Here is a 24,812-nt window from a genome sequence, read left to right on the forward strand (position 1 = left end):
ATGATGTGCCGGTGGCCGAGAGCACTGCACCCAGACGACGCGGGCGCCGCCCCGCGGGCGAGGACACCAAGGGGGCGCTGCTGAGCGCCGCACGGGCGGTGTTCACCGAACAGGGCTACGACGGCGCCACCGTGCGGATGATCGCGGCCAGGGCCCAGGTCGACCCGGCGATGGTCAACCACTGGTTCGGCGGCAAGGAAAGCCTCTTCGCCGCCGCCGTGCAGATGCCGATCACCCCGGAACAAATACTGGAAACGGTCATCCCCGGCCCCAAGGAGGAACTCGGCGCCCGCATCGTCCGCCGTTTCGTCACGGTCTGGGACGAGACCGGCGGCGGCCCGTTCGTGGCCCTGATGCGCAGCGCCTCCAGCCACGACGACGCCGCGGCCATGCTGCGCGAGTTCATCACGCACGCCCTGTTCGGCCGGATCGCGCGGGCGATCGAGGCGGACCGGCCGGAGTTCCGCGCGGCGCTGGTCGGCTCGCAGGTCGCGGGGCTGGGGATGATGCGGTACGTGATCAAGGTGGAGCCGCTGGCCTCGGCGGATCACGACACGGTGGTGGCGGCGGTGGCGCCGACGTTGCAGCGGTATCTGACGGGGGAGCTGGGGGCGGGTTAGGACGGCGGGGTGCCGTTGGGCCACAGGCACGGCGAGACGCCGCCGAGGTAGAGCTTGCCGAGGTCGTTTCCTTGCAGGCTGAACCGGAACTCATCCGGTTCCTGCTGCGTCCACAGGTACCAGTCCTTCGGACGGGAGTCGTCCAGCACGGTGTAGCCGTTGCCGGTCCAGAATGCCTTCAGCGCGTCGAAGTACTCGTTGAACTTGGCTGGGTCCAGATCATGGATCTGGTAACTGACCGACACCTGGACCCGCCCCTGCGGTCCGTGGTCGGACGGCAGGTCGCAGGGGTCGGTGCTGGTCTTCTCATTGCCACCCGAATTGACCAGACGGGCGTGGGCAGGCAGGTGCGCGGCGGCCTGCCGCACGTACTCCTCGACCTGGCGGGCACCCTCCTCGGCGGTGATGGTCGGCTGCATGCCTCTCCTGCTCCACTGGTAGACGTACACGGCAACCCCTGCCACCAGCACCGCCACCACGGCGATGATCACGCCGAGGAACAGGCGGCTAGTTCGTCGGCTGCCCGGCAATGATCCTCCCCATGTTCCGCAACGACTTGTTGTTCTCTTCCCAGTATTCGTTGTGGGCCGCTTCGCTGAGCCCACCCAGAATGGACGGGCCGGGAGTGCCGGGGTCGGAGGTGAACACCTTGCCCCCGAACCCAGAACCGGCCGGGTCGGGGCCGTGCGGATCGATATCCAGCCGCGGACCTGGCTGTACCGGCCCTGGCACCATCGGGTCCGGCACGCCGGGCGGCAGCCCCGCCACCGGGATCCGGGTGTTGGTGGTCTTGATGATGTCGTGCTCGGCGACACTGGCGTGCACGCGATCCGGCGGCATGTTGAGCTGATCGGCCCGCTCGACACCGACTCCCGGGCTGCCGATGAAGACCAGCTCGTCAGCCTTGATCCCCAGGTCCCGGGCGGTGTGCCCGACCACGGTGGAGCCGTAGCTGTGCCCGACGACGGTGTTGTGCGAAGGCGGGCCGTCATGGGTGACTCGCAGGCCGTCCTGGAACCGGGCCAGGTCGGCCCTGGCGTTGTCGGCGTAGCTGTCCTGGGCCGCCCCAGGGACCAGGCTCTGCGGGGCGTCATAACCGATCCAGCTGATCACCGAGGTCGACGGCGACCCCGCCTGTGCAGCCGCGTAGGCCATGGCGTCGGCGTGCTTGAGGTAGCTCGCGCCACCGGCGAGGCCGGAGAAGGTGCCCGGCACCAGCGTGGCCACGTTCGCCGACCGGTCCGGATCGCCCATCGCCACCACCGCCCGCCCCTGGCCGTCGGCGCTGACCCGCAGCAGGAACGGCTGCTGTTGGCGGTCGCTGGGCGCGGTGGCCAGCCGCTTCGCGATGGCGTCCAGGCCCTCGCCCTTCTTCCGCAACTCCTCCAGCCGCGTCAGGTCATCCGGTGTCCGGTAGGGCTTGGCCTCCAACCGCGTGCGCTCCTCGCTCACACTGGCCTGTAACCCCGCCAGCACCACCCGGTTCGCCCGGTCCCGCACCACGGCCGGAATGCCGTCCAGCGCGCCGATCCGGGCGCCGTCGGTGGCCAGCAGCGACTCGCGATCGGCGATGCTCAGCCCGTCCCACCACCGCTTCACCTCGGCGGGCGAGGTGCCCGCGGCCGGGACGGTGCCGCTCACCGGGGTGCACACCTGGATGCCGCCCGGTGCCATGCCGGTGGCTTCCTGGGTGATCCGGCGCACCGCCGCGGCGGCCTCGGCGTCCACGGTGGCGGCCTGCCGGAGGGCGTCCCGCAGGGTAATGGTCAGTTCGGCGCACAGTCGCGCCCGGTCCGGATGACCCGCCTGGGACGGGGTGGCCACGACCACCGCGTCGTCGGCGACGTAGCCGTCGCTGGACACGCGCAGGCGATGGAGGTGCGCGGTGTGCAGCGCGGTGCGCAGGAGCTCCTGCAGCCGGGTCAGGCGCTCGCCCGCGTCGCGCAGCACCGGCGGGATGCCGGTGAGGCCCCGCGCGAGGTCACTCAGCCGGGTGCGCTGGCCGCTGATCTGCTGCTTGGCCTGTTCCGCCGCTGCCCCGCGCCACCGCCCCAACGCGCCCAGCGCCCGGGTGGCCTCCTCGGCGCGGGCGGTCATCGACTTCGCCAGGTCCTGCCAGCGTTGCGCGGACCGGGTGAACACCGTGGGTTCGGCCTCGCGCAGTTCCTCGACCGTGGTCATCGCGGCGTCAGCCCACCGCGCGCGGTGGCCTCCGCCTCGGCGTAGGTCCGGGCGTTCAGCTCCAGGGTGTCGCCCGCCACGGCGAGCTTGGTCGCGATCCCGGTGAGGGCCAGCGACCAGGTGTCCTCGCACTGGGCCAAGGCCTGGGCCAGCGCGAACGAGGTGTTCGCCGCCGCGTCGCCGTCTTGCGCGCCACTGTTGGCGCGGATGTCCCGATGTGCCTGGTCGGCCAAGGCCAGCAGGTCCCGGCCTGCTCCGGTGAGCTGGTCGGCGCTGACCGCGAGCTTCCCCGTCAAGGTTCCCCCCTTGATCGCTCCTCCCAGCGACCGTAGCAGCGACTCCCCTGAACAGGCCCAGCTCAGTCCTCCATTCGGAGGAGCACGTCCGCGTCGAAGCAGGTCCGCTCCCCCGTGTGGCAGGCCGCGCCCACCTGGTCCACCACCAGCAGCAACGTGTCACCGTCGCAGTCCAGCCGGACCTCGTGCACGTGCTGGGTGTGCCCCGAGGTCTCCCCCTTCACCCAGTACGACTGCCTGCTGCGCGAGTAGTACGTGGCCTTGCGGGTGGTCAGCGTGCGGTGCAGGGCCTCGTCATCCATCCAGGCGACCATGAGCACCTCGCCGGTGCCGCGTTGCTGGGCGACCGCGCACACCAGGCCGTCGGGGTTGCGTTTGAGGCGGGCGGCCAGGGCCGGGTCCAGGGGGCTGGTCATCGGACGGTCACCCCCGCGGCGCGCAGGGCGTCCTTGACCTCGCTGATCCGCAGCTGGCCGAAGTGGAAGACGCTGGCGGCGAGCACGGCGTCGGCGCCGGCTTGCACCGCGGGCGGGAAGTGCTCGACCGCGCCCGCGCCGCCGCTGGCGATCAGTGGCACGTCGATGACGCCGCGGACCGCGCGGATCAGTTCCAGGTCGAAGCCCGCCTTGGTGCCGTCGGCGTCCATCGAGTTGAGCAGGACCTCGCCGACGCCGAGTTCCTGGCCGCGGGCGGACCACTCGATCGCGTCGATGCCGGTGCCGGTGCGGCCGCCGTGCGTGGTGACCTCGAAGCCGGAGGGGGTGGGTTTGCCGCCCTCGGGCACCCGGCGGGCGTCCACGGACAGCACCACGCACTGGGCGCCGAAGCGTTCGGCGGCCTCGCGCAGCAGTTCGGGGCGGGCGATGGCGGCGGTGTTGAAGCTGACCTTGTCCGCGCCCGCGCGCAGCAACTTGTCCACGTCCTCCACGCTGCGCACGCCGCCGCCGACGGTGAGCGGGATGAACACCTGCTCGGCGGTGCGCCGGACCACGTCGTAGGTGGTCTCGCGGTTGCCGGCGGAGGCGGTGACGTCCAGGAAGGTCAGTTCGTCGGCATGTTCGGCGTCGTAGGCGGTGGCCAGCGCCACCGGGTCGCCCGCGTCGATGAGGTTGGTGAAGTTGACGCCCTTGACGACCCGGCCCCGATCGACGTCCAGGCAGGGGATGACACGAACAGCGACGGACATGGCTGTATCTTATTGGCGCGCTCCGCGCGCTGGATTTTTCGCCTCTAAGTCGCCTCGTCGTGGCCTCGCCGCACGCGAAGCAAGCTTCGGATGCGTCGAGACCACGACAAGGCAACGCGAAAAATCGGCACCCCGCCGCTGGTGAAGAGCCCGCCGTGTCGCTGCGCGCCACGCCTGTTTCGCAACAAGGGCCGGACCGGGTCGCGCCACGCCAAGCACCCCCTGGTGGGCCTAGGCTGGCGGCTGTGACCAGCGATCTCAGCTCGGCGAAGTACATCCTGTTGACCACCTTCCGCCGCGATGGCACCGCGGTGGACACGCCGGTCTGGGTGGTCGCCGAGGGCGAGCTGCTCTACGCCTGGTCGAACGCCGAGGCGGGCAAGGTCAAGCGGCTGCGGCGGGATGGCACCGTGCGGGTGGCGCCGTGCACGGTGCGTGGCAGCCAGACCGGGCCCGCGGTGCCCGCGACGGCGACGCTGGTCGACGCCGAGGGCACCGCGAAGGTGGTGCGGATGATCAACAAGAAGTACGGGCTGCTCGGCCGCCTGACCACGTTGCGCGCCAAGCCCGCGGCGGGCCGGACGATCGGGATCCGGATCGAGCTGGACCCGCGGACCACGCCGGACCCGCCGGACGAACTGGATTAGCCGACCGCGGCGAGGGCCTCGGGCAGGGTGAAGGCGCCGGCGTAGAGCGCCTTGCCGATGATCGAGCCCTCCAGGCCCAGCGGGGCCAGTTCGGCCAGCTTGACCAGGTCGCCGACGCTGGAGATGCCCCCAGAAGCGATCACCGGGGCCTCGGTGCGGGTGCAGACCTCGCGCAGCAGGTCGACGTTGGGGCCCTGCAGGGTGCCGTCCTTGCTGACGTCGGTGACCACGTAGCGCGGGCAGCCGTCGCGGTCCAGGCGGGCCAGTACCTCCCACAGGTCGCCGCCGTCGGTGGTCCAGCCGCGGCCGGCCACCCGGTGCCCGGCGGCGGTGATCCGCACGTCCAGGCCGACCGCGATCTTCTCGCCGTATTCGGCGATGGCCTTGGCGCACCAGCGGGGGTCCTCCAGCGCGGCGGTGCCCAGGTTGACCCTGGCGCAGCCGGTGGCCAGCGCGGCCTTGAGCGAGTCGTCGTCGCGGATGCCGCCGGAGAGTTCGACCTTGACGTCCAGGCGCCCGACCACGTCCGCGACCAGTTCGCGGTTGCTGCCCCGGCCGAAGGCGGCGTCCAGGTCGACCAGGTGGATCCACTCGGCGCCGCCGTCCTGCCAGGCCAGCGCGGCCTGCCACGGCTCGCCGTAGGAGGTCTCGGTGCCTGCCTCGCCCTGGACCAGGCGGACAGCCTTGCCTTCGGCCACATCAACGGCCGGGAGCAGCGTAAACGTCACCCGGGAAGCCTAAACGACGGACTTGAGCCAGTTCTCCAGCAGGTGCGCCCCGGCGTCGCCGGACTTCTCCGGGTGGAACTGGGTGGCGCACAGCGGCCCGTTCTCCACCGCGGCCACGAAGTCCTCGCCGTGGTGCGCCCAGGTGACCAGCGGCTTGGGCAGCGGCGGTTCGGGGTCCAGGGTCCACTCGCGCACGCCGTAGGAGTGCACGAAGTAGAACCGGGTCTGCTCGTCCAGCCCGGCGAACAGGGTGGACCCGGCCGGCGCGCGCACGGTGTTCCAGCCCATGTGCGGCAGCACCGGGGCGGTGAGCCGCTCGACCGTGCCCGGCCACTCCCCGCAGCCTTCGGCCTCGGTGCCGTGCTCGACGCCCTTCTCGAACAGGATCTGCAGTCCCACGCAGATGCCCAGCACCGGCCTGCCCCCGGCCAGTCGCTGCCCGATGACCTTCTCGCCATGGACCTTGCGGAGTCCGGCCATGCAGGCCCCGAACGCGCCGACGCCGGGCACCACGAGCCCGTCGGCGGCCTGGGCCACCCTGGGGTCGGCGGTCACCTCGACCTGGGCGCCGACCCGGCGCAGGGCGCGTTCAGCGGAGCGGATGTTGCCGAATCCGTAGTCCAGTACAACGACGCTGGTCACCGGCACAGCCTAGCCAAGGAACTCGCGGACGGCCTTGGCGATACCGCCCGCGTCGAGTCCGTGCAGCACGTCGTGCTGCTCGGGCGTCCCGTACGCCCTGACCTCGCTGTCCCGGCTGACGCCGAGGGAGAGCAACCGGTGCGGCTGACGGCGCAGCGCGTCGCTGACCGGCAGCGCGGAGGTGCCGCGCAGGTACGGCTCGACCAGCACCACATCGGGCCGGTCGACCTGCTCGATCGCGGCCCGCAGGCCCGCGCCGTCGAAGGGGCGCACGGTGGCCGCGTAGAGCACGGTCACGTCCTGGCCCTCGGTGCCGGCGAGCACGGCGTCCGCGGTGGTGCCCACGGCGAGCACGACGCCCCGGCGGCCGCGGCGCAGGGTGGTGAACCCGGGTCCCCCGGCGTAGGGCCGGGTGTTGGTGCGGGTGGACAGGCGCAGGTAGACCAGGTCGTCCCCGGCCAGCGCGGGTTCCAGCAGCGCGGGCACCTCGGCGGGGTGACCGGGGGTGTGCACGGTCCAGCCGGGCAGGGTGTCGAACAGCGCCACGTCGCCGGGCACCTGGTGGGTGCGGCCCCACACCGGGTCGTCGTAGGAGCCGCCGATGCTGACCAGCACCGCGCCCACGTCCTGGTGCCCGAGGTCCAGTTTGATCTGCTCGAACGGCCGCTCCACCAGGAACGGGCCGTAGGTGTGCACCACCGGCCGCATCCCGGACAGGGCCAGGCCGCCGCCGACGCTGACCATGAGCTGCTCCCGGATGCCCACGTTGATCACCCGGTCCGGGTGCCGGGCGGCGGTGGGCGCGAAGGCGTCCCTGGAGATCTCGGCCAGCACGACCGCGATCCGCGGGTCGGTGTCCATGGCCTCGGACACGGTCTGGGCGAACACCTCGCGCATGGTGGTGGTCGTCGTGCTGGTCATTCCGAACCCTCCAGTCCGATCAGGGCCTCGACCACGAGCGGACGCCCGGGGCGCGGGGTGGTGAACGCGCTGTACAGGTCGTCGTGGTCGCGGCCATCCACGGTGCGACCGGCCCAGCCCTCCACGGTGAAGCGGTCGGCGATGCCGCCGGGCCAGCCGTGCGTGCCGGAGAAGTTGTTGACCGCCACCACGGTGAGCTGGTCCAGGCCGAGTCGCCCGGCCAGTGCGATGGCCTCGTGGTTGCTGCCCTCGTCCAGTTCGGCGTCACCGACCAGCACGACCACCCGGACGCCGGTGCGGCCCTGGGCGCGCAGGCCGAGCACGGTGCCCACGGCGAGGGGCAGGCCGTGGCCGAGGGAACCGCTGCTGATCTCCGCGCCGGGCACCAGGACCCGGTCCGGGTGCTGGCCCAGCGGGGAGTCGAACGCGGTCCAGTCGTCCACAACGGACTCGTCCAGGAAGCCCTTGGCGGCCAGCACCGCGTAGAAGGCCATCGGGCCGTGGCCCTTGGACAGGTAGAAGCGGTCCCGGTCCGGGTCGTCCTGGCGGTCCGGGGAGACGTTGAGGACGCGGTCGTAGAGCACCCACAGCACGTCCATGGTCGAGTTGGCGGCGGCGCTGTGCTTCTCGTCGCCGGTCATCCTGGCGATCAGCGCGGGCAGCTCGGCGAAGGCCCGCGGTGTGGTCATTTCCTTCGCTGTCATGGCTCCGAGCATGTAACCTCGACCAAACTGGAGGTCAAGCGTTCATGGAAGCCCTGCCCAACTGGCTGACGATCGGCGAGGTCGCCGAACGCAGCGGAGTGCCCCACACCGCGCTGCGGTTCTACGAGGAGAAGCACCTGGTCTTCTCCGAGCGGAGCGCGGGCAACCAGCGGCGATACCACCGGTCGGTACTGCGGCGACTGGCCTTCATCCGGGCCGCGCAACGGGTCGGCCTGACCCTGGAGGACATCCAGAGTGCCCTCGCCACCCTGCCGGAGGGCCGCAATCCGACCAAGGCGGACTGGGCCAGGCTGTCCAGCACCTGGCGGGAGGAGCTGAACGCCCGGATCGAGGCGCTGCAACTGCTCCGGGACCGGCTCACCGGCTGCATCGGCTGCGGCTGCCTGTCCCTGCGGTCCTGTTTCCTGCACAACGCCGACGACGCGATGGCCGCCTACGGCCCGGGTTCGCCCGGGCTGAAGCCGCGGGTGGAGGGCGGGCGTTGACTCTGACACGGTGTCAGGTCCTACAACGGCTCTCGTCATGTTGAGTATCGGAGACTTCGCCAGGCACGGACACGTGTCCGTCCGCATGCTGCGGCACTACGACCAGCTCGGCCTGCTCACCCCCGACCGGGTGGACCAGACCACCGGCTACCGCTACTACCGGGTCGATCAGCTGTCCCGGTTGAACCGGGTGATCGCGTTGAAGGACCTGGGTTTCACCCTGGACCAGGTGCGCTCGATCCTGGACGAGCAGGTGGACGCGGCCGAGCTGCGCGGGATGCTGCGGTTGCGCCGGACCGAGCTGGCCGCGGACATCGCGGCGGCCCGGCAGCGGCTGAACCAGGTCGAGGCGAGGCTCCGCATCATCGAGAGCGAGGGGCGCATGCCCAGCACCGACGTCGTCGTCAAGAACCTGCCCGCGGTCCGCATCGCCGAGCTGACCGGCACCGCCTCGGACTTCGCGCCGGGCAGCATCAGCCCGGTGATCGGCCCGCTGTACGACCGGCTGTTCGCGGTCCTGGGCCAGGCCGGGGTGCACCCGGTGGGCCCGACCATCGCCTACTACGAGCTGCCCGAGGGCGAGGACGGCCCGATCATCATCCACGCCGGGGTCCCGGTGAACACCGAGGCCGCGCCCGGCCAGGAGTTCGCCATCGTGGACCTGCCCGAGGTGCCCCAGGCCGCCACCCTGGTGCACCACGGCTCGATGATGGAGATCGGCGGCCCGTTCCAGGCCCTGGCCAAGTGGGTGGAGACCAACGGCTACCGCCCGGCAGGCCCGTCCAGGGAGTTCTACCTGGTGGCCGGGCCGGACCACGACCAGTCCGACTGGGTCACCGAACTGCAGCAGCCGCTCGCCCAGGCCTGATCAGCCCCGGAAGTACTGGTACCCGCCGTGGTCGCGGACCCGCTCGGCCGAGTCGAAGCCGATCAGCAGCTCATCGGGGTCCGGCCAGTGGTCGCGGAAGCAGTCCACCACCGCGGCGCGCATCGCGTCCACGGTGTCGAGCAGCTCCGCTGGCAGTCCGGCCGGGCGGGGCTGGCGGTGCGGCTGGTACCACTCGGGCAGGCCGTCCGCCGGTCCCTTGAGCAGCACCCACAGCACCAGGTGGGCCGGGTCGATCTCGACGGCGCCGTAGCTGAACACGGCCTCGACGAGGTGGCCGAAGCGCTCCAGCAACACCGCCCTGGCCTGACCGGTCAGGATTCCGGCTGATCTCGGAATGGGCGCGGTCACCGTCAGATCATCCAGGTGACCGCGCCCGCCGCGGCCAGGATCGCGCCCGCGAGCAGCACGAAGGCGAACATCCTCGAGGACTTCCAGGTCACGTACACCCCGCCCAGCAGGAAGCCAGCCAGCCCGAGCAGGATCAGCCACACCCAGTCCTTGACGACCACGACACACCTTCCGGTTCCCAGCCCCCGCGGGGGCAAACGACCAGCAGGGTAGCGGAGCCGCTCAGAGCACGCCCTTCGTGGACGGGATTCCGGAGATCCGCGGGTCGGGTTCCACCGCCGCGCGCAGCGCCCTGGCGATGGCCTTGTACTGGGCCTCGGTGATGTGGTGCGGGTCCCGGCCGTGGATCACCCGGACGTGCAAGGCGATCCGGGCGTGGAAGGCCAGCGACTCGAACACGTGCCGGTTCAGCACGGCCGGGTAGTTGTTGCCGATGGTGAATCCGGCCAGCAGCTCCGGTTCGCCGGTGTGCACGCAGTAGGGCCGCCCGGACAGGTCGATCGCGGCGTGCGCGAGGGTCTCGTCCATCGGGATCCAGGCGTCGCCGAAGCGGCGCACCCCGGCCGCGTCGCCGATGGCCTGGCGCAGGGCCTGGCCGAGCACGATCGCGGTGTCCTCGACGGTGTGGTGCGCGTCGATGTGGGTGTCGCCGGTGGCGCGCACGGTCAGGTCGAAGGCGGCGTGCGAGCCGAGCGCGTGCAGCATGTGGTCGTAGAAGGGGACACCGGTCTCGATGTCGACCTTGCCAGCCCCGTCGAGGTCGAGTTCGACCACGATCGAGGACTCCTTGGTGGTCCGCTCGACCCTGGCGATCCGGTTCACTGTGTCACCTCCACAAAGATCTCCTTGCTCGCGGCAAGGAAGGCGTCGTTCTCCTCGGGCGTGCCGATGGTCACCCGCAGCTGCCCGGCGATGCCGACGTCCCTGATCAGCACCCCACGGTCCACATAGGACAGCCAGGCGGCAGGCGCGTCCGCGAACTGTCCGAAAAGGACAAAGTTCGCGTCGCTGGGGGTAACCCGGAATCCCATGTCCGCCAGGGACTCCACCACGCGTTCGCGTTCGGCGATGAGCTTGTGCACCGAGTCCAGGGTGCCCTCGGCGTGCCGCAGCGCGGCGGTGGCTGCGGCCTGGGTGAGCGTGGACAGGTGGTAGGGCAGCCGGACCAGCAGCAGCGCGTCCACCACCGCGGGTGCGGCGGCCAGGTAGCCGAGGCGGCCACCGGCGAAGGCGAATGCCTTGCTCATGGTGCGGGTGACGATGAGCTTGCCGCCGAACTCCGCCAGCAGCCCGATCGCGCTCTCCCGCGCGGAGAACTCGGCGTAGGCCTCGTCCACCACCACGATCCCTGGCGCGGCCTCGATCAGCCGCCGCAGGTCCGCCGCCGGGATGGAGCCGCCGGTGGGATTGTTGGGGCTGGTCAGGAACACCACATCCGGCGCGCGGTCGGCGATGGCCGCGGCCGCGGCGTCCGGGTCCAGGGTGAAGTCGGCCCGGCGCGGCGTGGGCAGCCAGTCGGTGCGGGTGCCGGCGGCGATGATCGGGTGCATCGAGTAGGAGGGCTCGAAGCCGACCGCGGTGCGGCCCGGCCCGCCGAAGGCCTGCAGGATCTGCTGCAGGATCTCGTTGGACCCGTTGGCCGCCCACAGGTTCGCCGTGTTCAGTCCGACGCCGGTGGCCGTGCTGAGATAGGCCGCCAGGGCGGTGCGCAGCTCGACCGCGTCCCGGTCCGGGTAGCGGTGCAGGGTTTCCGCCGCCGCGCGCGCCGCCCTGGCCACGTCCTCGATGAGTTCGGGTGGCGGCGGGTACGGGTTCTCGTTGGTGTTGAGCCGGACCGGCACGTCCAGCTGCGGCGCGCCGTAGGGCGAGCGGCCACGCAGATCCGCCCGCAGCGGCAGCTCGTCCAGCCGCACCCCGGCGCCGATGATCTCGCTCATGACGTACCGCCGAAGCGGGCGGTGACGGCCTGGCCGTGCGCAGGCAGGTCCTCGGCGTCGGCCAGCGCGACCACCGCCGCGGCGACCTCGCGCAGGGCCTGCTCGCTGTAGTCGATGACGTGGATGCCGCGCAGGAAGGTCTGCACGCTCAGCCCGGAGGAGTGCCGGGCGCAGCCGCCGGTGGGCAGCACGTGGTTGGATCCGGCGCAGTAGTCGCCGAGGGAGACCGGCGCGTAGGCCCCGACGAAGATCGCCCCGGCGTTGCGCACCCTGGCCGCCACCGCCGCCGCGTCCACGGTCTGGATCTCCAGGTGCTCGGCCGCGTAGGCGTCCACCACCCGCAGTCCGTCGTCCACAGTGGACACCAGCACGCAGCCGGACTGCGGGCCACCGAGGGCGATCCGGATCCGTTCGGTGTGCTTGGTCGCGGCCACCTGGCGCCCGAGTTCGGCGTCCACCGCCTCGGCCAGTTCCACCGAGGTGGTGACCAGCACGCTGGCGGCCAGGGTGTCGTGCTCGGCCTGGCTGATCAGGTCCGCGGCCACATGCGCGGGGTCGGCGGTACTGTCGGCCAGCACCGCGATCTCGGTCGGTCCGGCCTCGGAGTCGATGCCGACCAGTCCGCGCAGCAGTCGCTTGGCCGCGGTCACGTACACGTTGCCCGGCCCGGTGATCAGGTCCACCGGCGTCAGCTCGGACCCATCGGTGTCGGTGCCGCCGTACGCGGCCAGCGCGATCGCCTGCGCGCCGCCGACCGCCCACACCTCGGTGACCCCGAGCAGCGCGCAGGCGGCCAGGATCGCCGGGTGCGGCAGTCCACCGAACTCCGCCTGCGGCGGCGAGCACACCACCAGCGACTCCACCCCGGCCTGCTGGGCAGGCACCACGTTCATGATCACGCTGGAGGGGTAGACGGCGAGCCCGCCGGGCACGTACAGCCCGACCCGCCCGACCGGCACCCAGCGCTCGGTCACGGTGCCGCCGGGCACCACCTGGGTGGTCTTGTCCACCCGCCGCTGATCGGCGTGCACCAGGGTGGCCCGCCGGATCGACTCCTCCAGCGCCGCGCGCACCGCCGGGTCCAGCGCGGTCAGGGACTCGCCCAGCTTGGCCACCGGCACCCGGATGGCGGCGGGGCGGACCCCGTCGAAGCGTTCGGTGTACTCCAGCGCCGCGGTCACCCCGGTCGCGCGCACCGCCTCCACCACCGGCCGGACCTGATGCAGGACCGCATCCACGTCGACCTCGGCGCGCGGCAGCGTGGCGCGCAGCTCGGCGGCGGAGGGGACTCGACCTCGGAGGTCGGTGCGGCGCAGCATCGTGGTTCCTCGTGGTAGACGGTTTACGCAGGTACCCAGCCTAATCGGTCCGCGCGCGGGCCTGGTCCGGTGGTGCGCGTTATCACGGCCCGGCGAGCCCGCGCTGGATCCATTCCGGCCAGGCGGCCGTCCCGGCGGAAATCATCCCGCCACCCGGGGTGGCGCCGGAGGCCCGCTCCGGACCGCCCGCGACCCGTCAACGGGGAAAAACTGGTGAACAATCCCGCCGAGGGGCGGGTTGTCCACAGACCCGCGGCTACCTGACGCTGAAGTCTCATCACGCTCCGTCAAAGATCGGAGGCACGATGTTGACCAGACGTCGCACCCTGCTGGCGACGGCAACCGCGGCCTGCGCGGCGCTCCTGCTGGCTACCCCGATGACGACCAGCGCCACCACCCCCAGTCCCGCCGAGAGCAGCGCGGCGGCCGCGGCCGCACACGCGGCCAAGGCGATCTATCTCGTGCACAAGGTCGGCACCCCGGAACTCCGCAGCGCGGTGGCCCGGACCGGCATCGACGTCATGGGCGCCGACGGGGACGTGATGAGCGTCCGGGCGAGCGAGGCCGAGGTGCGGGTGCTGCGCGCCAAGGGCTTCGAGGTGGAGTTCCGGGCCGCGGGCGAGCACGGGGACCACAGCCACGGTGATCTCGGGATCGCCGACTTCCCCCCTGCCGACGCGGCCTATCACAACTTCGCCGAGGTCACCGCGGAGCTGCGCAAGGCCGAGGCGGACCACCCCGGCATCGCGCAACTGCGCAGCATCGGCAAGTCGCACGAGAACCGCGACCTGTGGATGATCAAGATCAGCGACAACGTGGCCACGGACGAGAACGAGCCCGAGGTCCTGTTCAACTGCAACCAGCACGCCCGCGAGCACCTCACCGTGGAGATGTGCCTGCGCATCGTGAACCGGTTCACCGACGGCTACACCACCGATCCGGCGATCAAGTCCTTTGTGGACAGCCGGGAGATCTGGGTGATCCCCAGCGTCAACCCGGACGGCTCCGAGTACGACGTGGCCACCGGCTCCTACCGGTCCTGGCGGAAGAACCGGCAGGCCCCGGCAGGCACCGACCTCAACCGGAACTGGGACTACAACTGGGGCTGCTGCGGCGGTTCCAGCGGCAGCACCTCCAGTGACACCTACCGCGGCCCGTCGGCCTTCTCCGCGCCGGAAACCGCGCGGCTGCGGGACTTCGTGAACTCCCGGGTGGTCGGCGGCAAGCAGCAGATCACCGCCAACATCGACTTCCACACCTTCTCCGAGCTGGTGCTCTGGCCCTACGGCTACACCACCGCGGACACCGGTCCCGGCCTGACCGCCGACGACGCCCGCACCTTCCAGACCCTGGGCAGGCAGATGGCGGCGACCAACAACTACAAGCCGCAGCAGTCCAGCGACCTCTACATCACCGACGGCAGCAGCATCGACTGGATGTGGGGCAGGCACAAGATCTGGTCCTACACCTTCGAGATGTTCCCGAGTTCGATCTGGGGCGGCGGCTTCTACCCACCCGATGAGGTGATCAACCGGGAGACCAGCCGCAACGACCGGGCGGTCGACCTCATGCTGACCTACGCCGACTGCGTGCCGCGCGTGATCGGCAAGACCTGCTGACCCACTGACCAGGTCCGCGTCCGGCCGTCCCACACCGAAGTGGGCGGCCGGATTCGGCGTACCTGTTCCACCATTCCCTGCCACCGCAACGAAGAAGGACACATGTCGCGCAGACGTCTCTCCCGAGGACTCGCCGTCGCACTGGGCGCCGCCCTCGCCCTGGGCACGATGATCCCGTTGTCCGCCACCGCCAAACCCGCCGCCCCGGCCCGGATCATGGACTTCCCGCCTGCGGACTCCGGCTACCACAACTTCACCGAGCTGGGCGCCGAACTGCGCAAGATCGGCACGAATCACCCCGGACTGGCCAGCACCACCAGCATCGGCAAATCGCACGAGAACCGCGACCTGTGGCTGACCAAGATCAGCGACAACGTGGGCGCGGACGAGAACGAGCCCGAGGTGCTGTTCACCTGTAGCCAGCACGCGCGGGAGCACCTGACCGTGGAGATGTGCCTGCGCATCATCAACCGGCTCACCGAGGGCTACGCCACCGACCCGGCGATCAAGAAGTTCGTGGACACCAGGGAGATCTGGGTCGCCTCCAACGTGAACCCGGACGGCTCCGAGTACGACATCGCCACCGGCTCCTACCGGTCCTGGCGGAAGAACCGCCAGCCCAACGCCGGCGGCAGCTTCGGCACCGACCTCAACCGCAACTGGGGTTACAAGTGGGGCTGCTGCGGCGGTTCCAGCTCCACCCCGACCAGCACCGACTACCGGGGCACCGCGGCCTTCTCCGCGCCGGAGACCAGGGCGGTCAGCAACTTCGTCAACTCCAGAGTGGTCGGCGGCAGGCAGCAGATCACCACGCACATCGACTGGCACACCTACGGCGAGCTGATCATGTGGCCGTTCGGCTACACCAAGGACGACACCGCGCCCGGCCTCAACGCCGCCGAACTCAAGGCGTTCAAGGAACTCGGCACCCAGATGGCGGCCACCAACGGGTACAAGCCGCAGCAGGCCAGCGATCTCTACATCACCGACGGCGGGATCCGGGACTGGATGTGGGGCCAGCACAAGATCTGGAGCTTCACCTTCGAGATGTTCGGCGGCCAGTACGGCTTCTACCCGCCGGATGAGCTGATCGGCCGGGAGACCACCCGCAACGACAAGGCCGTCGACCTGATCCTGACCTACGCCGACTGCGTGCCGCGCATCGTCGGCGGCACCTGCTGACCCCCTACTTCCGACGGGTTGCCGAGCCCTTGCCCCGCAACCACTCTCGACTCACCCCTGCGTACGTTGTCAGAAACGGAGCCACCATGTTGCGGATCCGCCGCAGAGTCGCGACCGCGGTCGCGGCCGCCGGTCTCGCCCTGCTCCTCCCGCTCGGCTCGGTCAGCGCGCCACCCGCGCAGGCCGCCGCCCCTGGTGACGTGGTGTACGAGGTCGGCGGCACACACACCGCCGACGCGCGCACCGAAGTCGCGAACACCGGCGTGGACGTGCTCTCCGCGCAGCACGGCAAGATGACCGTGGCCGCCAGCGCCGAACAGGCGAAGACCTTGCGCGCCAAGGGCTTCAGCCTCACCTCGCAGGGCACGGTCGAGGAGCAGCTGAAGGCCCTCACGCCCGGCCGTAGCGGTGACCTCGGGGTCGCCGACTTCCCGTCGGGCTACGCCGGGTACCACAACTTCGCGGAGATGACCGCGAACATCCGCAAGGCGCAGACGGATCACCCCTCGATCGCGCAACTGCGCAGCATCGGCAAGTCGCACGAGGGCCGCGACCTGTGGATGGTCAAGATCAGCGACAACGTGGCTGCCGACGAGAACGAGCCCGAGGTCCTGTTCAACTGCAACCTGCACGCCCGCGAGCACCTGACCGTGGAGATGTGCCTGCAGATCGTGAACCGGTTCACCGACAACTACGCGAGCAACCCGGCGATCAAGAACTTCGTGGACACCAGGGAGATCTGGGTGATCCCCAGCGTCAACCCCGATGGCGCGGAGTACGACATCGCCTCCGGCAGCTTCCGCAGCTGGCGCAAGAACCGGCAGGGCCAGGGCACCGACCCCAACCGCAACTGGGGCTACAAGTGGGGTTGCTGCGGTGGTTCCAGCGGTTCGCCGAGCAGTGAGACCTACCGCGGCCCGTCCGCGTTCTCCGCGCCGGAGACCAGGGCGCTGAGCAACTTCGTCAACTCCAGGGTGGTCGGCGGCAAGCAGCAGATCACCGCCAACATCGACTTCCACACCTACGGCGAACTGGTGCTGTGGCCCTTCGGCTGGACCAAGGCCGACACCGCACCCGGTCTCAACGCCGACGAGGCCCGGACCTTCCAGACCCTGGGCAGGCAGATGGCGGCGACCAACAACTACAAGCCGGAGCAGGGCAGCGACCTCTACGTCACCGACGGCGACATCACCGACTGGATGTGGGGCCAGCACAAGATCTGGTCCTACACCTTCGAGATGTACGGCGGCGGTCCCGGCATCGGCGGCTTCTACCCGAATGACACCGTGATCAATCGTGAGACTGCTCGCAACGACCGCGCGGTGGATCTCATGCTGTCCTATGCGGACTGTGTGCCGCGGGTGATCGGCAAGACCTGCTGATCTGCTGAACCACGAAAACCCCAGCGGAACCCCTGGTCGCCACCGTCCTCCGGCGACCAGGGGTTCTTCCTTTGTGGACTCCTCCTGCCGCAAGTTCTCCTTTAAACAGAATGGCCGCCTTCAATACTGCTGTGGCACCAATACGATCGGACCTGCCAACGTTTGCGGCAGGTTCCATACCGTTCATCTCACGGACAACGAACAAGGTCTCCGCCGGTTGTCCAGCGTGGTCCCCCTGTAACCACTGCACTGGAGAAACCCTGATGATGAACGCACGCGCAAAAATCGTGACCTCCGCACTCGCGCTCGCGGTCGGTGCGACCGTGGCGGCCACCCTGCCGGCCGCCGCCGAGTCCTCCCCCCTGCTGAACCAGGGGATGCTGGAGGCCATGCAGCACGACCTCGGCCTCACCGCTGACCAGGCGGTACAGCGGGTCGCCGCCGAAGCCAAGGCGGGCACGGTCGAGCAGAGCCTGCGCACCGCGCTGGCCGACTCCTTCGGTGGCGCGCACTTCGCCGCAGGCCAGGCGAAACTGGTGGTCGGCGTGACGGACGCGGCCAAGGCCGCCGAAGTCCGCGCGGCGGGCGCCGAGCCGAAGTTCGTGGCGCACAGCGCGAACAAGCTGGACTCGGTCGTCTCCCGGCTCAACCAGGACCAGGCGCCCGCCGACGTCTCCGGCTGGTACGTGGACGTGGCCAACAACCGCGTCGTGGTCAACGTGCAGCCGGGCCAGGCCGCCAAGGCCGCCGACTTCGTGGCCAGGACCGGGGTGGACCGCGGCGCGGTCTCCGTGGTCGAGGCCGCGGCGAAGAACGAGCCGCTCTACGACGTGCGCGGTGGCGACGCCTACTACATGGGCGGCCGCTGCTCGGTCGGTTTCTCGGTGCAGGGCGGGTTCGTCACCGCCGGGCACTGCGGCCGGACCGGCACCGCGACCCAGGGCTTCAACCAGGTCGCGCAGGGCACCTTCCGCGGTTCTTCCTTCCCTGGCAACGACTACGCCTGGGTCGCGGTGAACGCGAACTGGACCCCGCGCGGTGTGGTGAACAACTACAGCGGCGGCACCGTCCGGGTGGCGGGCTCCTCGGAGGCCGCGGTGGGCGCCTCGATCTGCAAGTCGGGTTCGACCACCAGCTGGACCTGTGGCTCGGTGCAGGCCAAGAACCAGACGGTGAACTACGCCCAGGGCGCGGTCACCGGCCTGACCCGCACCAACGCCCGCGCCGACCGCGGTGACTCGGGTGGGTCGTTCATCTCCGGCAACCAGGCCCAGGGTGTCACCTCCGGTGGCGACCTGGCCGCGGGCATCATCTACTTCCAGCCGGTGAACGAGATCCTGGGCGCCTACGGCCTGCGCCTGGTGACCAGCTGAGGTAGCCAAGCCTGAACCCGCGGGGTCACCGTCCACTTCGGACGGTGGCCCCGCGTTCGGTCAGCCGGTGAGGGCGGCGACGGCGGCCACGAACCGGGTGAGCTGGGCGTGGCTGACGAAGTAGTGCGGCGAGGCCCGGATCACCTGGCTCAGCCCGCGCGCGGTCATGTCCAGCAGCGCCCCGGTGGGTCCGCCGACGGACAGGGTGATGTTCTTGGCCAGCAAGGCTTTCTTGACGTCCATGCCGTCCATCCCGGCCAGGCTGAAGCTGACGATCCCGCCGCGTTCGGTGCCCAGGTCGTGCACGGTGACCCCGGGCAGTGCGGACAGTTCGGCGCGCAGCAGTTCGGCGCGTTCGACCACGGCGGCCTGGATGTCGTCGATACCCAGCTCATCGGCGTACCGCAGGGCCGCGATCAGGCCGAGCCGGTCGGCCACGGAGTACTCCCACAGCTCGTGCACGCGGGCGTCCGGGCGCAGGGTCCACTGGCCGAGCCCGATCCAGTCGGCCGAGTGCTGGTCGATCAGCGGCGGCCGGAGCCGGTGCGCGGCAACGGGATTGACGATGAGCACCCCGGTGCCGCGTGGCCCGCGCAGCCATTTGCGGCCGGTGACCGAGATCAGGTCCGCGCCCAGCTCGTCCAGTCGCACCCGCCGCTGCCCGGCGGTCTGGCAGGCGTCCAGGAGGGTGAGCGCGCCGACCTCGTGCGCGGCGTCGATGATCTCCTTGGCCGGGTTGACCAGCCCGCCGTTGGTGGGCATGTGCACCACCGAGACCAGCTTGACCCGCTCGTCCAGGAGTTCCTTGAGCGCTCGCACGCAGATCGCGCCGTCCGCGGCGCTGGGCACCAGTTCGACGGTGGCGCCGACCTCCTCGGCCCGCTGCATCAGCCCGATCGCGTTGCTGCCGTACTCGACCTGGCTGAGAAGGATCCGGTCGCCCGCGGCCAGTGGCACCGCGGACATGCCGAGCAGCCAGGACCGGGTGGCGCTGTCGGTGAAGGCGATATCGGTTGGCGCGCAACCGAAGAAGTCCGCGGCGACCTGGTATCCCGCGTCCAGGTCCGCGCCCCGTTCGGCCGCCGCCCGGTAGCCGCCGACCTCCGCTTCCCGTTTCAGGTGACCGACGACCTCGGCCAGCACGGGTTCGGGTGGCAGCGAACTTCCCGCGCTGTCCAGGAAAACCTGCTCCTGGCAGCCCGGTGTGTCCGCGCGGACCCGGTCGAGATCGATCACTGTTCCTCCCCTGTCATCTGCCACCGCACCACCCGGTCCGCCCACACCGACAGCAGCGGCTCGTCGTGGCTGATCGCCAGCACCCCGGTTCCGGTGGAGTTGCTGTGGTCGGCCACCACGCCGACCAGTGCGGCGGTGGTGGAGGCGTCCAGCATCGCGGTCATCTCGTCGCAGACCAGGTAGCGCGGTTCGAGGGCGAGCGCCCTGGCCAGGCAGGCCCGTTGCAGTTGCCCGTCGCTGACCTCGTGCGGCCGTCTGCGCAGCAGTTCCGCGGTGAGCCCGACCTGGTCGGTCAGCTCGGCCACCCGCTCGTCCACCGGGTGTTTCCGGTTGGCGCGCAAGGGTTCGGCCACGATCTGGTGCAGGGTGAAGCGCGGGTCCACGCTGAGCCGGGGCTGCTGGAAGACCACTCCGATCGCGGTCCGCTGGGCCCGCGGCGCGGCGTGCCGGAACCCGCGCACCGGCTCGCCGTCCACGCTGACCTGCCCGGCCCACGGCGCCATCAGCAAGGTCAGCACCCTGGCCAGGGTCGACTTGCCACACCCACTGGGCCCGGCGAGCCCGACCACTTCACCGCGCGCGATCTGAATGTCCACTTCGGACAGCACGGGCACCCCGACGCGGTATCCGGCGACCAGGCCGGTCCCGCTCAGCACGGTTGCCCGCAGGCGAGGTAGCGATCTCCGTGCCGTACCAGCTCCGGGTTCCCGCCGCAGTCCGCGGCCACCGGACACCGCGGCCGGAACGCGCAGCCCTCGGGCAGCGCGGTCAGCTCCGGCGGATGTCCAGGAATAGCCCGGAATCCGCCGGTGGGCAACGCGCCGAGCAGCCCTTCGGTGTAGGGATGCCAGGGCGTGCCGAAGAGTTCGGCGGCCGGGCCGCGTTCGACCAGTCTGCTCGCGTACATCACCGCGAGGTCGGTGGCCACCCGGCTGGCCGCGGCCAGGTCGTGCGTGATCAGCAGCACCGCCCGGCCCTCCTCGGCCAGTCCGGCCAGGAGGTCCACGGTCCGCTCGACCAGGGGGCGGTCCAGTCCGGCGGTGGGCTCATCGGCCAGCACCACCGGCGGGTCCCCGGCCAGCGCGAGGGCGACCGCCACGCGTTGCGCGGTGCCGCCGGACAGCTCGTGCGGATACCGCTTCAGGAACACCGGATCCAGCCCGACCCGCTCCGCCAGGCCCTCCGCGATCCAGTGCGGGTCGGGCTCCTCGGGCCGCAGCACCCGCACCGCCTCGACCAGTTGCGCCCCCGCGGTGCGCACCGGTGTCAGGTGCGCGGCCGCAGACTGCGGCACCAGGCCCACGAGCCGCCCGCGCACTCGTTGCGACAACACGCTTTCCGGCGCGCTCACCAGTTCGACCGGCTGCTGCCCTGGGGTCGCTAGCACCGCCTCGCCCCGCAGGATCGCGTTGCCCGGCAACAAGCCCAGCAGCGCCGAGGCCAGTACCGACTTGCCGCACCCGCTCTCGCCCACCAGCGCGAGCAACTCGCCGGGGGCCAATGCGAAGGAGACGTCGGTGACCGCGTGCACCTCGGGCCTGCCCCGGCCGAGCCGGAACCGCACGGACAGCGCACGCACATCCAGCAGGGGGCTCACAGCGCCAGCTCCGATCGTCGGCGCGGGACGAGGCGGTCCCGCCACACCGCGGCCACCCCGGAGACCGCCAGGGTGGCCACCACCAGCACCACCGAGGGCAGGGCCACGATCCACCAGGCGCCCAGCAGCACGGCCTGCCTGCCTTCGGTGAGGATGTTGCCGATGCTGGCCAGGTGCGGTGGCAGGCCGAGGCCGAGGAAGCTCAGCGCGGTCTCGTGCCACACCGCGTGCGGCAGCAACAGCACCGCGGACACCGCCGCCTGCGGCACCACCGCGGGCAGCAGGTGCCGCCGCAGCACCCGCCACCGGGAGGAGCCGCCGGAGATCGCCGCGTCCACGAAGGGCCGCTGCCGCAACGAGAGCACCTCGGCGCGCACGATCCGGGCCACCGTGGTCCAGTGCGTCAGCGCGATCGAGGCGACCACCGCGGTCAGGCTGCCCCGGTAGAGCGCGACGATCACGATGCCCAGCAACAGGTGTGGCACCGCGTTGACGGTGTCGACCAGTCGCATCAGCAACCGGTCCGGCCAGCCGCCGAGGAGTCCGGACAGCCCGCCGATGAGCACCCCGAGCACGGTGGACAGCACCGCGCACAGCGCCGCCACGAGCAGCGAGACGCGCAGTCCGGCGAAGGTCCGCAGCAGCAGGTCCCGCCCACCGCCGTCGGTGCCGAAGGGGTGCTCGGCACTGGGGCCCAGCCGGATCGAGTGATAGTCCACAACGGACTCGTCCAGTCCACCCAGCCAGGGCAACAGGATCGCGCCCAGCACCAGCCCCAGCATGGTGCCAAGGCCCAGCCACAACCGCAGCCGGGCCCGTCCCGCCGCGCCTTTGCCCCGCGGCGTACCGGCCCGCTTGCGCGCGGCCGATCGCCATTCCCGTTCCAGCACTTGACCTTCAGCCATCGGTGGCCACCCTCGGGTCCAGCAGCGCGGCGGCCACATCGGCCAGCAGCGAGCCGATCAGCACCGCCGCGGTCGCCAGCAACGACAACGCGACCAGCAGCGGGAAGTCCACCGCCAGCGCCGATTTCACCACCGCCCCGGCCACTCCCGGCCAGGAGAAGACCTCCTCGACCAGCACCGCCCCGGTCACCAGCTCCGGCACCCGCGCCCCGAGCAGGGTCACGAACGGCAGCAACGCGGTCGGCAGCGCGTGCCGCAGCACCACCATCGACTCGCCCAGCCCGCGCGCCCGCGCGCCGGTCACGTGGTCCTCGGCCAGCACGGTCAGCAGCGACTGCCGGATGTGCAGGATCAGCCACGGCGACTGCGACACCCCGAGCACCACCGCGGGCAGCACCAGGTGCGCGGCCACCTGGCCGGCACTCGCCTCCGCACCGGCGTCGGTGAGCCCGCCGCCGGGCAGCCAGCCCAGGCCGAGGGTGAACACCGCCACCGCGACCAGGCCGAGCACGAACGGCGGAATCCCTTCCAGCGCATGGCCGGTCGCGGTCACCGCCCGGTCCAGCCAGCCACCCTGCCGCCAGGCCGCGAGCACCCCGAACACCAGCGCGATCAGCACCGCCAGCAGCAGGCCTGCGGTGACCAGCAGCAGGGTCCAGGGCAGTCGTTCGGCGATCACCTCGGCCACCGGCTGCCGGAAGGACCGGCTGGCGCCCAGATCCCCGCTGAGCAGGGTCCCGGCCCACCGTCCGAATTGGACGAACACCGAATCGTCGAGCCCGAGCTGGGCCCGCGCCGCGGCCAGGTCCGCCGCGCCCGCGCCGAAGATCTGCACCCCGTAGTACTGGTACACCGGGTCGAACGGGGAGGCGGCGCCGAGCAGGAACACCGCGACCGCGACCACCAGCAGCACCGGGATCGCGAAGGCCAGCCTGCGCAGGGCGAGCAGCCCGATGGCCCTGGCCCGGCTGGGAGCGCCGGCGCTCACCCCTGCGGGGTCCAGTCCTGGAGGTTCCACCACGGGCCCCAGGTGAGGCCGTGCGTGTGCGGGTCGACCACTTCCTGGTAGCCGGTCCAGCCCTCGCGCACCACGTAGGTGTGGTCCAGGAAGGCCAGGAACACCATGCCGGGGTCAGCGGCGTAGGCGCGCTGGAACTCCCGGTACTGGGCCACCCGCTGGGCCGGATCGGCCTCGCGGCGACCGGCTTCCAGGGCGCGGTCCACGGCCGGATTCGAGTAGCGGCCCGGGTTGTTGAAGCCATCGCCGCCGAAACTGCTGTGCAGCAACGGGTAGGACTTCAGGTCCGGGTCGAACGGGTTGCCACCGCCCAGCACCAGGGCGTCCCGGCCCATCCGCGGCTCGATCGCCTCCCAGCCCAGGCCCTCCAGCCTGACCTCGATGCCGACCGCCTTGGCGTCGGAGGCGAAGGCCTGCGCGAGGTCCTTGCGCACCGCGTCGCCCACCGGGTACATCAGCGTGAAGCTGGCCGCGAGGTCGCCGCGGGCGCGCATTCCGTTGTCCCGCTTGACCCAGCCGGTCTGGTCCAGGATCCGCTCGGCCTCGGGCCGGTCGAACCGGAACTGCGCGGCGGGCTCGACGAACTCCGGCAGCGCCTGCGGGATCGGCGTGGACGCGGGCGCGCCCTTGCCGGCCAGGAAGGCGTTGATCATGCCCTGCCGGTCCACCGCGTGGTTGAGCGCCAGTCGCAAGCCCTTGTCCGCGGTGACCGGGTTGGCCATCGGCATGGTGACCGTGCGGTAGTCCGCGCTGCGGTGGGTGATCTGCCGGTAACCGTTGCCCTCGAAGGTCTTGGCCAGCGCGGGCGGCAGCGCGGTGCCGTCGAACTCCCCGGCCTTCATCCGCTGGGCGCGCGCGTTGTCGTCGGTGGCGAAGACCACGGTGACCTTGCGGACCTTGGGCACCCGCTCGAAGTAGGCGTCGTTGGCGGCCAGCACCATCTTCTCGCCCTTGCGCCACTCCTCCAGCTTGTACGGGCCGGTGCCGACCGGCTTGGCGCCGAAGGGGTTCTTGTCCAGCGGGCCGGGCTGGGCGAGGGCCTCGTTCGGCACGATGCCGAGCACCAGCTTGTGCGCGAACGGGGTGTAGGGGTAGGCGAGGTCGAACCGCACGGTCTCCGGGTCGACCTGCACAACACCGGTGAGCATGCCGAAGGAGGACTTCACGGTCGAGGCGTAGGCCGGGTCGAGCACCGCGCGGTAGGTGGCCACCACGTCCTCGGCGGTGAACGGGGTGCCGTCGTGGAACTTGATCCCGGTGCGCAGCTTCACCGTCCAGGATTTGCCGTCCGGTCCGGGCTTGGGCAGGTCGGCGGCCAGCACCGGGCGCACCGAGCGGTCCGCCTGGTGCTCGACCAGGCCGTCGAAGAGCTTGGACACGCCTTCCTCGCCGTAGCCGAGCAGCGGGTTGAGGCTTTCCGGCTCGTAGCCGTCGGCGAGGGTCATCGCGGTGCGGTCCGTGCCCGCCTTGCGGTCGGGCGCCGCCGTCGGCGTGGTGCAGGCGGCGGCGACCGCGACGGATGCGATCACGGTGGGCAGCAGGAGGGCAACCTGTCGGCGCTTCACGCCGCAGACCC

28 protein-coding genes are annotated in these 24,812 nt (G+C 71.0%); 8 read left to right on the top strand and 20 right to left on the bottom strand.

Features of this window, described 5'->3' with window-relative positions; all coding sequences use genetic code 11:
- The first annotated feature begins 5 nt into the window (after window positions 1-5).
- Entirely contained in the window at window positions 6-620 is a 615-nt protein-coding gene (locus ACTOWY_RS05545; RefSeq protein WP_441308831.1) for a TetR/AcrR family transcriptional regulator, read from the top strand.
- Here the strand turns inward: ACTOWY_RS05545 and ACTOWY_RS05550 are convergent.
- The 5 genes from ACTOWY_RS05550 to hisF all read right to left on the bottom strand — a co-directional run bounded on the left by ACTOWY_RS05550 (window position 617) and on the right by hisF (window position 4,283).
- On the bottom strand, window positions 617-1,150 hold the full coding sequence (locus ACTOWY_RS05550; RefSeq protein WP_441308515.1) for a hypothetical protein: 534 nt from the start codon (window positions 1,148-1,150) through the stop codon (window positions 617-619). The genes ACTOWY_RS05545 and ACTOWY_RS05550 overlap by 4 nt on opposite strands.
- Entirely contained in the window at window positions 1,128-2,801 is a 1,674-nt protein-coding gene (locus tag ACTOWY_RS05555; protein WP_441308516.1) for an alpha/beta hydrolase, read from the bottom strand. Before ACTOWY_RS05555 ends, ACTOWY_RS05550 begins: the two co-directional genes overlap by 23 nt.
- A complete protein-coding gene (locus ACTOWY_RS05560) occupies window positions 2,798-3,097 on the bottom strand; it encodes a hypothetical protein (RefSeq protein ID WP_441308517.1) in 300 nt (99 codons plus the stop codon). The genes ACTOWY_RS05555 and ACTOWY_RS05560 overlap by 4 nt, the downstream gene beginning before the upstream one ends.
- Before the next feature lie 62 nt (window positions 3,098-3,159).
- Window positions 3,160-3,513: a phosphoribosyl-AMP cyclohydrolase gene (gene hisI / locus ACTOWY_RS05565; RefSeq protein ID WP_441308518.1), complete on the bottom strand. Its 354-nt coding sequence runs from the start codon at window positions 3,511-3,513 to the stop codon at window positions 3,160-3,162.
- Complete coding sequence (hisF, locus tag ACTOWY_RS05570) at window positions 3,510-4,283, bottom strand: imidazole glycerol phosphate synthase subunit HisF (protein ID WP_441308519.1); 774 nt, start codon at window positions 4,281-4,283, stop codon at window positions 3,510-3,512. Before hisF ends, hisI begins: the two co-directional genes overlap by 4 nt.
- Window positions 4,284-4,528: 245 nt before the next feature.
- Here hisF and ACTOWY_RS05575 point away from each other — a divergent pair, with 245 nt between their 5' ends.
- Window positions 4,529-4,930, top strand: a complete 402-nt coding sequence (locus ACTOWY_RS05575) for a PPOX class F420-dependent oxidoreductase (protein ID WP_441308520.1) — start codon at window positions 4,529-4,531, stop codon at window positions 4,928-4,930.
- Here ACTOWY_RS05575 and priA read toward each other — a convergent pair.
- The 4 genes from priA to ACTOWY_RS05595 are packed head-to-tail and all read right to left on the bottom strand — an operon-like array spanning window position 4,927 to window position 7,910.
- Window positions 4,927-5,658, bottom strand: coding sequence for a bifunctional 1-(5-phosphoribosyl)-5-((5-phosphoribosylamino)methylideneamino)imidazole-4-carboxamide isomerase/phosphoribosylanthranilate isomerase PriA (gene priA, locus ACTOWY_RS05580; RefSeq protein ID WP_441308521.1), 732 nt, complete (start codon window positions 5,656-5,658; stop codon window positions 4,927-4,929). The genes ACTOWY_RS05575 and priA overlap by 4 nt on opposite strands.
- A 9-nt stretch (window positions 5,659-5,667) precedes the next feature.
- A complete protein-coding gene (gene hisH, locus ACTOWY_RS05585) occupies window positions 5,668-6,300 on the bottom strand; it encodes an imidazole glycerol phosphate synthase subunit HisH (protein WP_247760326.1) in 633 nt (210 codons plus the stop codon).
- Window positions 6,301-6,309: 9 nt separating this feature from the next.
- A complete protein-coding gene (locus ACTOWY_RS05590; protein ID WP_441308522.1) occupies window positions 6,310-7,221 on the bottom strand; it encodes a transketolase family protein in 912 nt (303 codons plus the stop codon).
- Window positions 7,218-7,910 (bottom strand): transketolase, encoded by a 693-nt coding sequence (locus tag ACTOWY_RS05595; RefSeq protein ID WP_441308832.1) that lies wholly within the window; start codon window positions 7,908-7,910, stop codon window positions 7,218-7,220. The genes ACTOWY_RS05590 and ACTOWY_RS05595 overlap by 4 nt, the downstream gene beginning before the upstream one ends.
- Before the next feature lie 59 nt (window positions 7,911-7,969).
- Between ACTOWY_RS05595 and soxR the strand changes: the two genes are divergently transcribed.
- Both soxR and ACTOWY_RS05605 read left to right on the top strand, forming a co-directional pair.
- Window positions 7,970-8,431, top strand: a complete 462-nt coding sequence (gene soxR, locus ACTOWY_RS05600; RefSeq protein WP_441308523.1) for a redox-sensitive transcriptional activator SoxR — start codon at window positions 7,970-7,972, stop codon at window positions 8,429-8,431.
- 37 nt (window positions 8,432-8,468) lie between these two features.
- Window positions 8,469-9,299, top strand: a complete 831-nt coding sequence (locus tag ACTOWY_RS05605; RefSeq protein ID WP_441308524.1) for a MerR family transcriptional regulator — start codon at window positions 8,469-8,471, stop codon at window positions 9,297-9,299.
- Here ACTOWY_RS05605 and ACTOWY_RS05610 read toward each other — a convergent pair whose 3' ends face one another.
- The 5 genes from ACTOWY_RS05610 to hisD form a co-directional block, all read right to left on the bottom strand.
- Complete coding sequence (locus ACTOWY_RS05610) at window positions 9,300-9,668, bottom strand: hypothetical protein (protein WP_441308525.1); 369 nt, start codon at window positions 9,666-9,668, stop codon at window positions 9,300-9,302.
- A gap of 2 nt (window positions 9,669-9,670) precedes the next feature.
- Window positions 9,671-9,829, bottom strand: a complete 159-nt coding sequence (locus ACTOWY_RS05615; RefSeq protein ID WP_441308526.1) for a hypothetical protein — start codon at window positions 9,827-9,829, stop codon at window positions 9,671-9,673.
- A 61-nt stretch (window positions 9,830-9,890) separates the two neighbouring features.
- Window positions 9,891-10,490, bottom strand: coding sequence for an imidazoleglycerol-phosphate dehydratase HisB (hisB, locus tag ACTOWY_RS05620; protein ID WP_441308527.1), 600 nt, complete (start codon window positions 10,488-10,490; stop codon window positions 9,891-9,893).
- Entirely contained in the window at window positions 10,487-11,605 is a 1,119-nt protein-coding gene (locus ACTOWY_RS05625) for a histidinol-phosphate transaminase (RefSeq protein WP_441308528.1), read from the bottom strand. The genes hisB and ACTOWY_RS05625 overlap by 4 nt, the downstream gene beginning before the upstream one ends.
- Complete coding sequence (hisD, locus tag ACTOWY_RS05630; RefSeq protein WP_441308529.1) at window positions 11,602-12,924, bottom strand: histidinol dehydrogenase; 1,323 nt, start codon at window positions 12,922-12,924, stop codon at window positions 11,602-11,604. The genes ACTOWY_RS05625 and hisD overlap by 4 nt, the downstream gene beginning before the upstream one ends.
- Window positions 12,925-13,229: 305 nt before the next feature.
- Between hisD and ACTOWY_RS05635 the strand changes: the two genes are divergently transcribed.
- The 4 genes from ACTOWY_RS05635 (at window position 13,230) to ACTOWY_RS05650 (ending at window position 18,480) form a co-directional block, all read left to right on the top strand.
- Window positions 13,230-14,543, top strand: a complete 1,314-nt coding sequence (locus ACTOWY_RS05635) for a M14 family zinc carboxypeptidase (protein WP_441308530.1) — start codon at window positions 13,230-13,232, stop codon at window positions 14,541-14,543.
- Window positions 14,544-14,711: 168 nt separating this feature from the next.
- The gene (locus ACTOWY_RS05640) at window positions 14,712-15,725 is read left to right on the top strand and encodes a M14 family metallopeptidase (RefSeq protein ID WP_441308833.1); all 1,014 of its coding nucleotides are present in this window, start codon (window positions 14,712-14,714) and stop codon (window positions 15,723-15,725) included.
- 86 nt (window positions 15,726-15,811) lie between these two features.
- Window positions 15,812-17,107 carry a M14 family metallopeptidase gene (locus tag ACTOWY_RS05645; protein ID WP_441308531.1) on the top strand — a complete coding sequence of 432 codons (1,296 nt, stop codon included), beginning with the start codon at window positions 15,812-15,814 and terminating at the stop codon, window positions 17,105-17,107.
- 287 nt (window positions 17,108-17,394) lie between these two features.
- Complete coding sequence (locus ACTOWY_RS05650; protein WP_441308532.1) at window positions 17,395-18,480, top strand: S1 family peptidase; 1,086 nt, start codon at window positions 17,395-17,397, stop codon at window positions 18,478-18,480.
- A gap of 60 nt (window positions 18,481-18,540) precedes the next feature.
- Here the strand turns inward: ACTOWY_RS05650 and ACTOWY_RS05655 are convergent, their stop codons facing one another.
- From ACTOWY_RS05655 to ACTOWY_RS05680, 6 genes are read right to left on the bottom strand one after another with little or no spacing between them, the layout of a single operon-like run.
- Window positions 18,541-19,716 carry an aminotransferase class V-fold PLP-dependent enzyme gene (locus tag ACTOWY_RS05655; protein ID WP_441308533.1) on the bottom strand — a complete coding sequence of 392 codons (1,176 nt, stop codon included), beginning with the start codon at window positions 19,714-19,716 and terminating at the stop codon, window positions 18,541-18,543.
- On the bottom strand, window positions 19,713-20,372 hold the full coding sequence (locus tag ACTOWY_RS05660; RefSeq protein WP_441308534.1) for an ABC transporter ATP-binding protein: 660 nt from the start codon (window positions 20,370-20,372) through the stop codon (window positions 19,713-19,715). The genes ACTOWY_RS05655 and ACTOWY_RS05660 overlap by 4 nt, the downstream gene beginning before the upstream one ends.
- The gene (locus tag ACTOWY_RS05665; RefSeq protein WP_441308535.1) at window positions 20,366-21,313 is read right to left on the bottom strand and encodes an ABC transporter ATP-binding protein; all 948 of its coding nucleotides are present in this window, start codon (window positions 21,311-21,313) and stop codon (window positions 20,366-20,368) included. Before ACTOWY_RS05665 ends, ACTOWY_RS05660 begins: the two co-directional genes overlap by 7 nt.
- Window positions 21,310-22,218 carry an ABC transporter permease gene (locus ACTOWY_RS05670; protein ID WP_441308536.1) on the bottom strand — a complete coding sequence of 303 codons (909 nt, stop codon included), beginning with the start codon at window positions 22,216-22,218 and terminating at the stop codon, window positions 21,310-21,312. Before ACTOWY_RS05670 ends, ACTOWY_RS05665 begins: the two co-directional genes overlap by 4 nt.
- A complete protein-coding gene (locus ACTOWY_RS05675; RefSeq protein WP_441308537.1) occupies window positions 22,211-23,206 on the bottom strand; it encodes an ABC transporter permease in 996 nt (331 codons plus the stop codon). Before ACTOWY_RS05675 ends, ACTOWY_RS05670 begins: the two co-directional genes overlap by 8 nt.
- Entirely contained in the window at window positions 23,203-24,801 is a 1,599-nt protein-coding gene (locus ACTOWY_RS05680; protein ID WP_441308538.1) for an ABC transporter substrate-binding protein, read from the bottom strand. Before ACTOWY_RS05680 ends, ACTOWY_RS05675 begins: the two co-directional genes overlap by 4 nt.
- Between the last annotated feature and the right edge of the window lie 11 nt (window positions 24,802-24,812).

The organism is Crossiella sp. CA198, from assembly GCF_052078295.1.
In the GTDB taxonomy this organism is placed as follows: domain Bacteria; phylum Actinomycetota; class Actinomycetes; order Mycobacteriales; family Pseudonocardiaceae; genus Crossiella.

Excerpts from the sequence above, each read along its gene's own strand:
- ACTOWY_RS05555 (WP_441308516.1), bottom strand. The coding sequence starts at position 2,801 with ATGACCACGGTCGAGGAACTGCGCGAGGCCGAACCCACGGTGTTCACC.
- hisI (WP_441308518.1), bottom strand. The coding sequence starts at position 3,513 with ATGACCAGCCCCCTGGACCCGGCCCTGGCCGCCCGCCTCAAACGCAAC.
- hisF (WP_441308519.1), bottom strand. The coding sequence starts at position 4,283 with ATGTCCGTCGCTGTTCGTGTCATCCCCTGCCTGGACGTCGATCGGGGC.
- ACTOWY_RS05590 (WP_441308522.1), bottom strand. The coding sequence starts at position 7,221 with ATGACCAGCACGACGACCACCACCATGCGCGAGGTGTTCGCCCAGACC.
- ACTOWY_RS05595 (WP_441308832.1), bottom strand. The coding sequence starts at position 7,910 with ATGACCACACCGCGGGCCTTCGCCGAGCTGCCCGCGCTGATCGCCAGG.
- soxR (WP_441308523.1), top strand. The coding sequence starts at position 7,970 with ATGGAAGCCCTGCCCAACTGGCTGACGATCGGCGAGGTCGCCGAACGC.
- ACTOWY_RS05605 (WP_441308524.1), top strand. The coding sequence starts at position 8,469 with ATGTTGAGTATCGGAGACTTCGCCAGGCACGGACACGTGTCCGTCCGC.
- ACTOWY_RS05625 (WP_441308528.1), bottom strand. The coding sequence starts at position 11,605 with ATGAGCGAGATCATCGGCGCCGGGGTGCGGCTGGACGAGCTGCCGCTG.
- hisD (WP_441308529.1), bottom strand. The coding sequence starts at position 12,924 with ATGCTGCGCCGCACCGACCTCCGAGGTCGAGTCCCCTCCGCCGCCGAG.
- ACTOWY_RS05635 (WP_441308530.1), top strand. The coding sequence starts at position 13,230 with ATGTTGACCAGACGTCGCACCCTGCTGGCGACGGCAACCGCGGCCTGC.
- ACTOWY_RS05640 (WP_441308833.1), top strand. The coding sequence starts at position 14,712 with ATGATCCCGTTGTCCGCCACCGCCAAACCCGCCGCCCCGGCCCGGATC.
- ACTOWY_RS05645 (WP_441308531.1), top strand. The coding sequence starts at position 15,812 with ATGTTGCGGATCCGCCGCAGAGTCGCGACCGCGGTCGCGGCCGCCGGT.
- ACTOWY_RS05670 (WP_441308536.1), bottom strand. The coding sequence starts at position 22,218 with ATGGCTGAAGGTCAAGTGCTGGAACGGGAATGGCGATCGGCCGCGCGC.